General features: G+C 65.3%; 15 protein-coding genes. 10 read left to right on the forward strand and 5 right to left on the reverse strand.

What is annotated here, in order from left to right:
* Position 1: 1 nt before the first annotated feature.
* The 3 genes from egtD (at position 2) to FG91_RS05160 (ending at position 2,581) form a co-directional block, all read left to right on the forward strand.
* On the forward strand, positions 2-988 hold the full coding sequence (gene egtD, locus FG91_RS05150) for an L-histidine N(alpha)-methyltransferase (RefSeq protein ID WP_037512698.1): 987 nt from the start codon (positions 2-4) through the stop codon (positions 986-988).
* Positions 989-1,058: 70 nt separating this feature from the next.
* Positions 1,059-1,925, forward strand: coding sequence for a 3-hydroxyacyl-CoA dehydrogenase NAD-binding domain-containing protein (locus FG91_RS05155; protein ID WP_037512700.1), 867 nt, complete (start codon positions 1,059-1,061; stop codon positions 1,923-1,925).
* Positions 1,926-2,092: 167 nt separating this feature from the next.
* Positions 2,093-2,581, forward strand: a complete 489-nt coding sequence (locus FG91_RS05160; protein ID WP_037512701.1) for a hypothetical protein — start codon at positions 2,093-2,095, stop codon at positions 2,579-2,581.
* Between the two features lie 43 nt (positions 2,582-2,624).
* On the opposite strand, the gene FG91_RS05165 is transcribed toward FG91_RS05160, so the two are convergent.
* From FG91_RS05165 to FG91_RS05175, 3 genes are all read right to left on the reverse strand, one after another.
* The gene (locus tag FG91_RS05165) at positions 2,625-2,942 is read right to left on the reverse strand and encodes an MliC family protein (RefSeq protein WP_037512704.1); all 318 of its coding nucleotides are present in this window, start codon (positions 2,940-2,942) and stop codon (positions 2,625-2,627) included.
* A 13-nt stretch (positions 2,943-2,955) separates the two neighbouring features.
* Positions 2,956-3,576 carry a beta/gamma crystallin-related protein gene (locus FG91_RS05170; RefSeq protein ID WP_037512709.1) on the reverse strand — a complete coding sequence of 207 codons (621 nt, stop codon included), beginning with the start codon at positions 3,574-3,576 and terminating at the stop codon, positions 2,956-2,958.
* A gap of 122 nt (positions 3,577-3,698) precedes the next feature.
* Positions 3,699-5,033 carry a NupC/NupG family nucleoside CNT transporter gene (locus tag FG91_RS05175; RefSeq protein WP_037512712.1) on the reverse strand — a complete coding sequence of 445 codons (1,335 nt, stop codon included), beginning with the start codon at positions 5,031-5,033 and terminating at the stop codon, positions 3,699-3,701.
* A gap of 127 nt (positions 5,034-5,160) precedes the next feature.
* On the opposite strand from FG91_RS05175, the gene FG91_RS05180 reads away from it, so the two are divergent.
* The 6 genes from FG91_RS05180 to FG91_RS05205 are packed head-to-tail and all read left to right on the forward strand — an operon-like array spanning position 5,161 to position 9,247.
* On the forward strand, positions 5,161-5,808 hold the full coding sequence (locus tag FG91_RS05180; protein WP_037512714.1) for a queuosine precursor transporter: 648 nt from the start codon (positions 5,161-5,163) through the stop codon (positions 5,806-5,808).
* Positions 5,805-6,713 carry an acetylglutamate kinase gene (gene argB / locus FG91_RS05185; RefSeq protein WP_443027731.1) on the forward strand — a complete coding sequence of 303 codons (909 nt, stop codon included), beginning with the start codon at positions 5,805-5,807 and terminating at the stop codon, positions 6,711-6,713. The genes FG91_RS05180 and argB overlap by 4 nt, the downstream gene beginning before the upstream one ends.
* Before the next feature lie 44 nt (positions 6,714-6,757).
* Positions 6,758-7,057 (forward strand): YggT family protein, encoded by a 300-nt coding sequence (locus FG91_RS05190; protein ID WP_037512717.1) that lies wholly within the window; start codon positions 6,758-6,760, stop codon positions 7,055-7,057.
* Entirely contained in the window at positions 7,057-7,953 is an 897-nt protein-coding gene (folD, locus tag FG91_RS05195) for a bifunctional methylenetetrahydrofolate dehydrogenase/methenyltetrahydrofolate cyclohydrolase FolD (protein WP_037512721.1), read from the forward strand. The genes FG91_RS05190 and folD overlap by 1 nt, the downstream gene beginning before the upstream one ends.
* Positions 7,953-8,621, forward strand: coding sequence for a hypothetical protein (locus tag FG91_RS05200; RefSeq protein WP_037512724.1), 669 nt, complete (start codon positions 7,953-7,955; stop codon positions 8,619-8,621). Before folD ends, FG91_RS05200 begins: the two co-directional genes overlap by 1 nt.
* Entirely contained in the window at positions 8,618-9,247 is a 630-nt protein-coding gene (locus FG91_RS05205; RefSeq protein ID WP_037512727.1) for a MarC family protein, read from the forward strand. The genes FG91_RS05200 and FG91_RS05205 overlap by 4 nt, the downstream gene beginning before the upstream one ends.
* 55 nt (positions 9,248-9,302) lie before the next feature.
* Here FG91_RS05205 and FG91_RS05210 read toward each other — a convergent pair whose 3' ends face one another.
* Positions 9,303-9,992: an OmpA family protein gene (locus FG91_RS05210; RefSeq protein ID WP_037512729.1), complete on the reverse strand. Its 690-nt coding sequence runs from the start codon at positions 9,990-9,992 to the stop codon at positions 9,303-9,305.
* A gap of 222 nt (positions 9,993-10,214) precedes the next feature.
* On the opposite strand from FG91_RS05210, the gene FG91_RS05215 reads away from it, so the two are divergent.
* Positions 10,215-11,540 carry a hemolysin family protein gene (locus FG91_RS05215; protein WP_037512733.1) on the forward strand — a complete coding sequence of 442 codons (1,326 nt, stop codon included), beginning with the start codon at positions 10,215-10,217 and terminating at the stop codon, positions 11,538-11,540.
* Positions 11,541-12,406: 866 nt separating this feature from the next.
* On the opposite strand, the gene FG91_RS22310 is transcribed toward FG91_RS05215, so the two are convergent.
* The coding region (locus FG91_RS22310) for a hypothetical protein (RefSeq protein ID WP_037512736.1) at positions 12,407-12,949 on the reverse strand (543 nt) is incomplete at its 5' end.

Here is a 12,949-nt window from a genome sequence, read left to right on the forward strand (position 1 = left end):
TATGGGCGTTGTCCGCCATCTCCGTCAGGTCGATGCCGATGCCGCCGGCGTCGACATCGCCTTTCGCGCCGACGTCCACGCGGGCCTGAGCCAGCAGCCCAAGGCGATCCCGGCGCGCTGGTTCTACGACGCGACCGGCTCGGCGCTGTTTGAGGATATCACCGCGCTCCCCGAATATTATCCGACGCGCAGCGAAACCGACATGCTCATCCGCCATTCCGCCGACTTCGCGGCCGCGATCGGCCCCGGCCGCGCCGTCGTCGAACTCGGGTCGGGCAGCTCGACCAAGACACCGTTGCTGCTCGATGCGATCGCACCCGCCGCCTATGTCCCCGTAGACATCTCGGGCGACTTCCTGCGCGACAGCGCGCTGGCGCTCGCGGCGCGCTTTCCGAGGCTTCCCATCTATCCGGTCGAGGCCGATTTCACCCAGCGCGTCACGCTCCCCGACGAAATCGCCGACCTGCCCAAGCTCGGCTTTTTTCCAGGCAGCACGATCGGCAACATGGTCGCACGCACCGCGATCGACCTTTTGCGCAACTGGCGCTGCGCGCTCGGCGAAGGGTCGCTCCTCCTCATCGGTATCGACCGGATCAAGGATGTGGCGACGCTTGAGCTGGCCTATGACGATCCGGCGGGGGTGACCGCGGCGTTCAACCTCAATCTGCTCGAACGGATCAATCGCGAGCTTGGCGGCGACATTCCGGTCGAGAATTTCGCCCACCGTGCGGTGTGGGACGATGTCCACGCGCGGATCGAAATGCACCTCGTCGCGGCGTGCGACATCGAGTTCACCGTCGACGGGCGCGGCTATGCGATGGCGAAGGGCGAAACGATCCACAGCGAAAACAGCCATAAATACGGCGCGCGCGACGCGAATCTGCTGCTCCGCGCGAGCGGCTGGACGCCGATCGCGACCTGGGACGACGCCGATCCCGCCTTTGCCCTGATCCTCGCCGAAGCGACCGCTTTCCGTTCCGCCCCCTGACGCGCGCTCTTGACGCGCGAGACCGAGGCCGTAGGGGCACAGGCACGGTTTTCAGCGAAAAGGGCAGCATATGATCGTCGGCGTTATCGGTGCGGGACAAATGGGCGCGGGCATTGCGCAGGTGTCGGCGGGTGCCGGGCATGATGTGCTGTTGTCCGACATCGACCTGGCGCGCGCCGAAGCAGGCAAGGCGGGGATCGCCAAGGCGCTCGGCCGCCTCGTCGCCAAGGAGAAGATGACGCAGGCGGATGCCGACGCGCTGCTCGGCCGCATCACCCCCGTTGCTGACCATGCCGCCTTCGCCCCCGCCGATCTCGTCGTCGAGGCGGCGACCGAGCGCGAGGAAATCAAGCGCGCGATCTTCGCCAGCGTCGGTCCGCATCTGTCGGCGACCGCGATCCTCGCGAGCAACACCAGCTCGATCCCGATCACGCGGCTGGCGCAGGCCGCGCCCGACCCGGCGCGCTTCATCGGCGTCCATTTCTTCAATCCGGTCCCGGTGATGGGCCTGATCGAACTGATCCGCGGCCTCGCCACCAGCGACGACACGCTCGCCAAGGTCGAAGCCTTTGGCCGCGGTCTCGGCAAGGAAATCGTCCACGCCAACGACGCGCCGGGCTTCATCGTCAACCGCGTGCTGATGCCGATGATCAACGAAGCGGTGTTCGCGCTCGGTGAGGGCGTCGCGACGATGCAGGACATCGACGCCGGCTGCCGCCTCGGGCTCAACCATCCGATGGGCCCGATCACGCTCGCCGATTTCATCGGGCTCGACACCTGCCTCGAAATCATTCGTGTGCTCTACAGCGGCACTGGCGATCCGAAATTCCGGCCCGCGCCGTTGCTCGTCCAATATGTCGATGCCGGCTGGGTCGGGAAAAAGGCGGGGCGCGGCTTCTACGACTGGACGGGGCCGGAGCCCGTGCCGACGCGATAACGCCGGTACCGACGGTCGCTCCCGTTTTGACTGGACGATCGACGCGTCGTTGCACAGGATGATGCGTCCGCGATAGGCTGGCACAGCCGGCGGGCAGTGGATCCGACGGTTTTTCCGCGCCTCGAATGGGTGCTGCAATCCGGACCGGGCAACCGAGGGGAAAGATCATGCGCCGCATTTTGTTGACGAGCCTGACCGCCGCCGCTTTTGTCCTGCCGGTACACGCGCAGGCCCAGCAGGGCGCGCCCGAAGATTCGACGATCAAGGACACCGCCAATTCGGTGACCGAACCGTTCGACGGCAAAGAGGTTCCTCCCAAGCTCCTCGCGATTCAGCACGACCCCTATTCGCTCGCTGGCCTAGGGAAATGCGCCGCGATCATCCGCGAGGTCGGCGAACTCAACGAGGTTCTTGGCGCCGACGTCAACGAACAGGTCGATAAGAGTCTGGCCAAAAAGCGCGAGGAAACCGCCGGCCGCGTCGCCGGGACGGTGGCGGGCGGGATTATTCCCTTTCGCGGGTTGATTGCCGAGGTGACCGGCGCGAATGCCGAACGGCGGCGCTACGCGCTCGCGGTCTATGCCGGAACGGTGCGCCGCGGTTTCTTGAAAGGCGTCGGGCTCGAGCGCGGTTGCAAGGCGCCCGCCCGACCGTGATGGCGGAAAAGCGGCCCGCCGTAGGCGAGCCGCTTTTCGAGCATTACAGCGGCGTCGGGATCGCGCGGCAGCTTTCGGGCGCCGAACGCAGCGCGGTGTTCCACGTCACGCCATTGCCCTGCCGGTGCAGCCGTGCGCCGCTCTTGTTCTCGTAAATCTGACCGCTGTTCGCCGGCGTCGATTTGAGCACCATCGTCTGGCCGCCATTGACGCGGACGATCGCGCCGTCACCGACATAGTTGACGTTCAGCCGGGTGCCGCGGTCGCATTCATAGGCGGTTCCGGGTTGGCGGGGGACCGACGAACAGGCCGCAAGCGCGAGGATCGCGGCGCCCGCCGCGACAAGAGCGGTTGTCTTCATGTCTGTTTCCCCCTCAGTAACCCGACCGGACGCACAGCACGTCGGCGAGGTAAACCCGCCCGCTGACGGTTTCCATATGTTCGCGCGCCGACCCGTTCCAGCCGATCGACCGGCAATAATTGTCGGCGGTCTGGGCCGCGCAATTGGCCGTTCCAGAGCCATATTCGCAGGCAAGGATACGATTATTGCCGCGCGCGGGCTGGGTATGGAATTCGGCGAAATTGCCGCGCGCGACCTGGTCGTTCGCCGGTGGCTGCCATCCGCCGCCGCCGCCCGAACCGACCGGGCGGATCGACTGGATGGTCAGGCCGCGCAACACGTTGTTCAGCATCGGCGTGTCGCGATCGACCGTCCGGCAATTGCCGCGGTAGCGCGTCCTTTCGCACAATTCCCAGCGCCCGTTCGGGACGCGGATCGAATTGACCGGCCAGGCGAGGCCGAGGTTGGGCTTTTCTTCGCCGATGAACACCGCGGGGCCGCGATAGCCGGCGTCACGATAGATCGTCGCCTCGGGCGGGCGCTCCGGACGGTAGCGTTCGGTTTCGACCGTCTGAGCGTTCGACGTGGCGAGAAAACCCGCCCCTATCGACGCGGCGACCGCGGCAAGAATTGACCAACGATATGCGGTTTTCATGACACCCTCCTGTGGAACGCGACCCGGGGAATCCTTATGTTCCGAAAGTTTACGTTATTCGAACGTTGCTGGCAAATTATCCCAAGCGACGGGCGCCGGCTGTTCGGCGCCGTAGCGTCAGGTTACGGCGCCTTCGCAGGCGGCGTCGCGAGGACGGCGGCCGCGTCGGGCGCGGCCACGGGCGCGGCGGGTTCGGGGGCCGGTGCCGCCAGCGGCGGGGCGATGCCCAGCATCAATCCGGCGAGCGCCGCCGACATCAGGTTCGACAGGCTGCCCGCGAGCAGCGCCTTCAGTCCCAGCTTGGCGATCATCGGGCGCTGGTTCGGGGCGAGGCCGCCGGTCACCGCCATCTGGATCGCGATCGAGCTGAAATTGGCGAAACCGCAGAGCGCAAAGGTCGCAATCGCGACCGCAACCATCGACATGTCGCCCTGCGCTTTGCCGAGGTCGATGAACGCGACGAATTCGTTGAGCACGATCTTGCTGCCGAACAGCCCCCCGACCACCGCGCTTTCGTCCCATGGCACGCCCATCAGCCACATGACGGGGCGGAAGATCGCGCCGATCACCGCCTGGAACGAAAGGTCGGGATAGCCGAACCAGCCGCCGATCCCCGCGAGCAGCCCGTTGGCGAGCGCAACGAGCGCGACGAAGGCGAGCACCATCGCGCCGACCGCGACCGCGAGCTTGACGCCGGTCTGTGCGCCCTGCGCCGCCGCCATGATGATGTTCGCGGGCTTTTCCTCGTCATGGCTGGCCTCGGGCATGATCACGGGTTCGATGCCGAGATCCTTGGGATCGTCGGGCATCATGATCTTGGCCATCAATATGCCGCCGGGGGCCGACATGAAGCTCGCGGCGAGAAGATAAGGGAGCAATTGCTCGCCGATCATGCTGGCATAGGCGCCGAGGATCGTTCCCGCGACCCCCGCCATGCCGACGGTCATCACGGTGAACAGCTGCGAGGGGCTGAGGCCGGCGAGATAGGGCCGGATCACGAGCGGGCTTTCGCTTTGCCCGACGAAGATGTTCGCAGCGGCGCCGAGGCTTTCGACCTTGGTGATGCCGGTGATCTTCTGGATCGCGCCGCCGACCCATTTGATCACCAACTGCATGATGCCGAGATAATAGAGGATCGAGATGAGCGAGGCGAAGAAGATGATGACGGGCAGCGCGGCGATCGCGAAGCTGTTCGCGCCCATTTCGGGCGAGGCGAGCGGGCCGAAGATGAAGTCGGTTCCTGCCTTGGCATAGCCGAGAAGATTCGAGACGGCGTTCGACATCGCCTGAATCACCGCGCGGCCCCACGGGGTGCCGATGACGAGCACCGCGAAGCCGGCCTGGAGCAGGAAGGCGGGGATGACGATCCGCAGGCGAATCCAGCGACGGTTCGACGAAAAAAGCACGGCAATCGCAAGCAATGCGACGATGCCGAGCAGACCGATCAGGCGTTCCATAATGTAAGTGCGTCCCCCGCAAATTTAATGGGCCTGTCTAACGGGCTTTGGCGCCGGGGCAAGAGCCGCGCGCCGAGCCGTGTTTCTCGGACTTTCCAGCACCCGCAAAAGCGATTAAGCGGCCTCGATGGAAAATAGCTCTTCGCGCGTGATCGCGCCTTCGTTGCTGCTGTTCGCGATCCTCTACGGCGGCATGGTTCCGCTCGGCGGTTTCCTGGGGGCGAAACAGGTCGCGCTGGGCCCGCTGGCGGTCGAGGCCGGGATTTTCCCCTTTTTGACGCTAATCGCGATCTCGAGCGGCATCGCCGAACTGCACGGGCGGGTCGTCGCCGACAGGCTGGTGCGGCTGGGCTTCATCCCGCTGATCCTCGCGATCGTCCTCACCGTGTTCGTGCTGCAATTGCCGACCGACGAGGGCATGTACGAGCCCGCCAAGGAGGCTTTCCCGATCATCGTCGGACAGGGCTGGCGCATGATGGCGGCGGGAATCCTCGCCTATGGCGTGTCGGTCAGCCTCAACGTCTGGCTCTTTGCGCGGATGACCGCGAACAACGGCCGGCTGCTGCCGCTGCGCGGTTTTGTCGCCGCGGCGCTGAGCCAGATCATCGATACGTTGATCTTCATCACCGTCAGCTTCTATGGGGTCCGCCCGATCGGCGACCTGATGCTCGGTCAGATGATCGCCAAGGTCGTCCTGTCGGCGGTAATGGTGCCGTTGCTGGTGATGGCCGTGGTGGCGCTCGGCCGCCACCTCGATGCAAAGAACGCCGGATGATGTCGATGACCGATCCCTCGAAAATGCCCGATCTGCTCGCCAAGGCCGAAACGCTTGTCGAGGCGCTGCCCTATCTGCAGCGCTATGCCGGCGAGACCTTCGTGATCAAATATGGCGGTCATGCGATGGGCGATCCCGAAGCGCAGCGCGACTTTGCCGAGGATGTCGTGTTGTTGAAGGCGGTGGGCATCAACCCCGTCGTCGTCCATGGCGGCGGGCCGCAGATCGGCGCGATGCTGAAGCAGCTCGGGATCGAATCGACCTTCGTCGGTGGGCTGCGCGTCACCGATGCGGCGACCGCCGAGGTCGCGGAGATGGTGCTCGCGGGCAAGATCAACAAGGAAATCGTCAGCTGGATCGCGGCGCTCGGCGGCCGTGCGGTTGGCATTTCGGGCAAGGACGCGAACCTTGTGCTCGCCGAAAAGGTCAGCCGCACCGAGCCCGACCCCAATTCGGGGATCGAGCGCCATGTCGACCTCGGCTTCGTCGGCGAACCCGTTGCGGTCGATCCGACGATCCTCGTCAATCTGACCAACGACAATTTCATCCCGATCGTCGCACCCGTTGCGCTGGGCGCCGACGGCGCGACCTATAACATCAACGCCGACACGATGGCGGGCGCGATCGCGGGTGCGCTGGGGGCGAAACGCTTCTTCCTGCTTACCGACGTTGCCGGGGTGCTCGACAAGTCGGGGACGCTGCTCACCGACCTCGACCGCCCGGCGATCGACGAGCTGAAACAGGACGGGACGATCACCGGGGGCATGATTCCCAAGGTCGAGACGTGCGTCGCCGCGGTCGATGCCGGGGTCGAGGCCGCGGTCATCCTCGACGGGCGCATCCCGCACGCGATGTTGCTCGAAATTTTCACCGCGAGGGGTGCGGGGACGCTCATTCACCGCTAAGAGACGCGGCAAGACCCTTTTACGGAGAAATCGCCTTGCTTCTCATGCTCCTCCAGATCGTCCACATCCTCCTGACGGTCCTGTGGTGGTTCATCATCGCGCAGGCGGTGATGTCGTGGCTGATCGCGTTCAACGTCATCAACACGCACAACCAGTTCGTCGGCCAGCTGTGGACCGTGCTCGACCGGATCACCGAGCCGCTCTATCGTCCGTTCCGCCGCATCATGCCCGATTTCGGCGGGCTCGACCTGACCCCGATGCTGGTGCTGATCCTGATCATCATCCTCGACGGGCCGGTGCTGAACTATCTCGCGAGCCTCGCCTACGCCAACGGAATGGCGTGATGACCGCTGCGCAGGTGATCGACGGCAAGGCTTTCGCCGCCGGCCTGCGGGCGCGGATTGCCGATGCGGTGCCGGCGTTCAAGGCCGCGACGTCGCGGGCGCCCGGCCTTGCGGTCGTGCTCGTCGGCGACGATCCGGCGAGCGCGGTCTATGTCGGGTCGAAAGGCAAGGCGACGATCGCTGCGGGCATGGAAAGCTTCGAGCATCGTCTGCCCGCGACCGCGACGCAGGCCGAGGTCGAGGCGCTGCTGCGAGGGCTCAACGCCGACGCGGCGGTCGACGGCATCCTGCTGCAATTGCCGCTTCCCGGCCATCTCGACGAACAGGCGGCGGTGGCGACGATCGATCCCGACAAGGATGTCGACGGGCTGACCCCGGTCAGCGCCGGGCGCCTCGCGCTCGGCATCGCCGGCATGGTGCCGTGCACCCCCTATGGCTGCCTGTTGTTGCTGCAGGACCGGCTCGGCGATTTGTCGGGCAAGGACGCGATTGTGGTCGGGCGCTCGATCCTCGTCGGCAAGCCGATGGGGCAGTTGTTGCTCGGCGCGAACTGCACCGTCACCATGGCGCATAGCCGGACGAAGGATTTGCCCGCGCTTGTCCGCCGCGCTGATATCGTCGTCGCCGCGGTCGGCCGCGCCGAAATGGTCAAGGGCGACTGGATCAAGCCCGGCGCGATCGTGATTGATGTCGGCATCAATCGCCTGCCTCCCGCTGAAGGCGCCGCGAAAGGCCGGCTCGTCGGCGACGTCGATTATGACAGCGTCGCCGCGGTGGCCGATGCGATCACGCCGGTTCCCGGCGGCGTTGGCCCGATGACGATCGCGTGCCTGCTGCGCAACACGCTCGTCGCGGCGCACCGCCGCGCGGGCCTTGCCGATCCGGAGGGTTTTTGATGCGCCGTCCGGCTGTCGCGGTCCTTTCGCTTTCGGTGATTGCGGGCGGTGCCGTGATCGCACGCGAACGCGACCCGCTCGCAGCGAACCCCAGCGCATTTATCGCCGCCGAGATCGGTTTTTCGCGGCTCGCGCAGGAAAAAGGCCAGTGGACGGCGTTTCGCGAGACCGCGGCGCCCGAGGCGATGATGTTCGTGCCGGAGCGGGTGAAGGCGCGCGACTGGCTGAAGTCGCAGAAGGACCCCGCCGAGGCGGTGAAGTGGCAGCCGCATGCGGTCTATACCAGCTGCGACGGCAACGTCGGCGTCACCACGGGCGCGTGGCAGAAGGGGCCGGCGAACGGCTATTTCACGACGGTCTGGCTGCGCGATCCCAGGAAGGGCAAGCTCGCCTGGACCCTCGACCATGGCGATACGCTGGCGACCCCGCGCGAAGCCCCCGATTTCATCGCATCGAAGCAGGCGGTCTGCGGTTCGCGTCCCGCGGTGCCGATCGAGGCGGGCGGCGAGGGTGACGATAGAGCGGTTGGCCTGTCGCCCGACCAGACCTTGAGCTGGACGTCGACCGTCCGCGCCGACAAATCGCGCCGCGTCACGATCCGCCTGTGGGACGGCAAGGACATGGCAACCGTCATCGACGATCAGGTCGCGGCGCCGAAGCAGCCATGATCGACCTTTTCATCTCGGCGTTCGTGACGCTGTTCGTGGTGATCGACCCGCCGGGCTGCGCGCCGATCTATGCCAGCCTGACGACGGGTGCGAGCGCGGCGCAGCGCCGGTCGATGGCGATCCGCGCGACGGTGATCGCAGGGCTGATCCTCGTCTTCTTCGCGATGTTCGGCGAGGCGCTGCTGAGCTTCCTCCACATCGACCTCGACAGTTTCCGCATCGCGGGCGGGATCATGCTGTTCATCATCGCGATCGACATGGTATTCGAAAAGCGCACCGAACGGCGCGAACAGCGCGCCGAAAAGGTGATGGCGACCCCCGAGATCGAGGATGTGTCGGTGTTCCCGATGGCGATGCCGATGCTCGCCGGGCCGGGGTCGATCGCCTCGGTGATGCTGCTTGTGTCGCAGAACAGCGGGCTCGACCGGGCCTTTGTGATCTTTGGTGCGCTGCTGCTCGTGCTGCTGCTCACGCTCGCCGCGCTGCTGTCGGCGGGGCCGCTGATGCGGCTGATCGGCAACAAGGGCGAAGCGGTGATCACCCGCCTGCTCGGCGTGCTGCTCGCGGCGCTCGCGGCGCAGTTTGTGATCGACGGGCTGAAGGCGAGTTTCCCGAGCCTCGGATAAAAAGGGGCGCCGCCTTGCGGCGACGCCCTTTCTTTTCCACGGGAATGGAACCGGATTATTGCGCCGCGTTGACGTCGGACTGGGTGACCGGCGCGATGCGGATTTCGACGCGGCGGTTGCACTGATAATCGGCCTCGCTGCGCTCGGGCGAGCATTTGAGCTGCGATTCGCCATAGCCGAGCGTCGCCATGCGCGCGCGCTGGATGCCGCGGCCGCCCAGATAGTCGGCGACCGACGCCGCGCGGCGTTCGGACAAGCCCTGGTTATAGGTGTCGCTGCCGGTCGAATCGGTGTGGCCATAGACGTCGATATAGGTGCTCGGATATTCGGCGAGGGTCGACGCGACGCTGTCGAGCGCGCTGCGGAACTGCGATTTCACCATCGCGCTGTTGAGGTCGAAGGTGACGTCGCCCGGCATGTTGAGCACGAGCTGGTCGCCCTGACGCTCGACATCGATCCCGGTGCCCGCGGTGCGTTCGCGCAGCTTCTTTTCCTGCTGGTCCATATAATAGCCGACGCCCGCGCCGGCGACCGCGCCGATGCCCGCCCCGACGATTTCCTCGGTACGGCTGTTGCGCCCGCCGATCAGGTCGCCGAGCAGATAGCCGCCGAGCGCGCCGCCGACGCCGCCGATCGCGGCCTTCGATATCTTGCGCTCGCCCGTCACCGGATCGGTGACGCAGCCCGTCAGCGCGATCGCGCCGATGCTGGTCAATATGGTGAGCTTGATCGTCTTGCTGTTCATCATTTTCGCTCCCTTTATCCGGCGGATGCCTCGCGTCCTTGGCACGCCGCCCTTCCTTGCCGATAACATATGGCTGGCGATCTGGTTCCAAAATTCGCCTGAACGCCGACTGAGCAGGGCATTCAGGCGTGCGCCATTGTGCAAAGCGCCGCCTTTCGCTTATAGGGTGGGCATGACCGACGATGACAGGGGCCGGGCGCTTGCGCGCCGTACGACCGCCCAATGACCCCTTTCCCCTGGTCCGATGTAGCGATCATCGCGGTCCTCGTCCTCCTCAACGGCGTTTTCGCCATGTCCGAACTGGCCATTGTTTCGTCGCGCGACCCGCGGCTGCAGGCGGCCGAGAAGCGCGGCAGCCGCGGCGCGAAGATCGCACGCCAGCTCGCGTCGGACCCCGGCCGCTTCCTGTCGACGGTGCAGGTCGGCATCACGCTGATCGGCGTGCTGACCGGCGCCTATTCGGGCGCCAGCCTTGGGCAGCCCGTCGCCGACCGGCTTTCGGCCTGGCTGGGGCTCGATGCCGAGAATGCGGAGGCGGCGGGCTTTGCCGCGGTCATCGCGCTCACCACCTATTTCTCGCTGATCGCGGGCGAACTGGTGCCCAAGCAGTTCGCGCTGCGCGCACCCGAACGGATCGCGATCGCGGTGGCGGTGCCGATGTACTGGCTGTCCAAAATCGGCGCGCCGCTCGTCTGGTTGCTCGACGCGAGCTCGGCGCTCGTCTTTCGCCTGCTCGGGCTCAAACGCGAATCGGAAGATCGCGTCACCGCCGAGGAGCTGCACCTGATCGTCGCCGAGGCGTCGAAATCGGGGGTGATCGAGGAAAGCGAACGCGCGATCATCTCGGGCGTCGTGCGTCTTGCCGACCGGCCGGTGCGCGAGGTGATGACGCCGCGCAAGGATGTCGATTGGGTCGATATCTCGCTCGACGCGCGCGGCGTGCGCGACAAATTGCTCGAAACCCCGCACAGCCGTCTGCCCGTCGCGCGCGGGTCGGTCGACGATATCGTCGGTGTCGTGCAGGCGCGCGATATCGCCGCCGCGCTGTTCCAGGGCGAGACGCTCGACCTTGAGCAATTGATGCGGCCGGCCAAGGTGATCCACGACCAGATCGACGCGATGGACGCGCTCGAAGCGTTGCGCGCCGCCGATGTGCCGATGCTGTTCGTCCACGACGAATATGGCCATTTCGAAGGGCTGGTGACCCCCGCCGACCTGCTCGCCGCGATCGCGGGCGAATTCGCGTCGGATCAGGACATCGGCAGCGAGCCGTTCGTCGTCGAGCGCGAAGACGGCAGCCTGCTGATCGCGGGATCGATGCCCGCCGACCAGATGGCCGAACGGCTGGGGATCGAACTTGGCGACGACCGCGACTATGCGACCGCTGCGGGCCATGCGCTCGCGATCCTCAAGCATTTGCCCAAGGAAGGCGAACGCTTCACCGACAAGGGATGGCGCTTCGAAATCGTCGATATGGACGGGCGCAAGATCGACAAGCTGCTCGTCACCGAGATCAGCAAGCCGAAGGATGATGCCGACGGGGAATGATGCGCAGCTGCGCAATTTTATTCCGAAGGTCTCAAAGGTCCCGCTCCCCTCCGGTATAATGATACCCGTCGGCGGCTGGAGTGTCCGGCGTGACGAAGAAAAGGGAGCGGCAAGGGTCGGCATGACCAACTCAGGCTATGCGCCCCGAATATTGTAGGACAGCGGTTTTTCGGGATTGTGGCTGGCGTCCGCTTTGGCGTGGGGAGCGGACGTTGCCCAAATCAACGTGGTCCGATGATCCGAGGTCTGTTTAGATCGCTTCGCGGTTCATTTTCGACGAACAAGCGGCAACGGCCGACGAGCGAAAGCGAACCTCTATCGGGCTGGAGATCCTCCCCCACGAAGTAGGGCCGTATCACATATGTAACGGTTGCAGAGTCATAGTCATGTTCCCTTATCGCGATGCGAGCGTTTCGGTCGCCCACGCGTTTAAAAAACACTCCATTCCAGTCCGAGGTTTCAATCCCATACTTTCGATCGTCACCCCTATACGACCCATTTTCGAGCCAGCTTCCGACTTTCAAAAACCCAGTCGAATCCTCCAATACGAACAGCACGGTTCGGCCCCTCAGACCATCCGGTAACCATCGCGATTCGAGAATTAGAGACTGTGGTCGATCGTTTTTGTCGATCCCCGTGCATTTTGCGCTCTGCGTTCGAAGCCTACGGGGCCCATCGCTCGGATGTCCCGGAAACGCCGGAAGGGCGTGCTCCCGTGCTAATCCCTCCTTTTCATCTCTTGGTTTAGCGCTGCTTGGCGAACATGAAATCAGTGCCAACATAATGACAGGCATGATCAAGATATTGGCGCTCATACCCCCATGCTTTCATAGTTTTCTAACGTCCGCAATCGGTCGAAAGCTGCCCTATAACTCCCCGCCGAGCGCTCCATATTTCGCTTCGAAGCCGGGCTTGTCGCCGCGTGCGAGATAGCCCGCCTGGTCGACGATATTGTCGCGTGCGATGCGGCCCTGGAAGGCGCCGAGCTGCGGGTCGATCCGCGCGATGTCGGCGTCGGTCCAGCCGGCGATCTGCTGGAAGCTGGTGACGCCGAGGCCGTTCAACAGCACGACGAGCTTGGGGCCGACGCCCTTCAGCAGTTGCAGATTGTCGGGGCCGATTTTGGGCGCCGCCGGGGCGGGCTTCGCGGCGGGTGGCGGCGGAACGGTCGGTTCTTCGGGGATGGCAGCAGCTGCCTTGGCGGGCGCCGGTTTGGCGGCCTTTTTGGCTGCGGGCTTGGTTGCCGCCTTGGTCGCGGGCTTTGCGGCCGGTTTCGCCGCCGGTTCCTTGGCCGTGGTTTTCTTCGCGGCGGGCTTCGCGGCGGCCTTCGGCTTCGCAGCGGGCTTGGGCGCCGGGGACGGAGCTTTGGCAGCCGGTTCGACGACGGACGCGGGTGCGGGCTCGGGGGG

Origin of the sequence: Sphingopyxis sp. LC81 (genome assembly GCF_000756375.1) — a bacterium.
GTDB lineage: Bacteria > Pseudomonadota > Alphaproteobacteria > Sphingomonadales > Sphingomonadaceae > Sphingopyxis.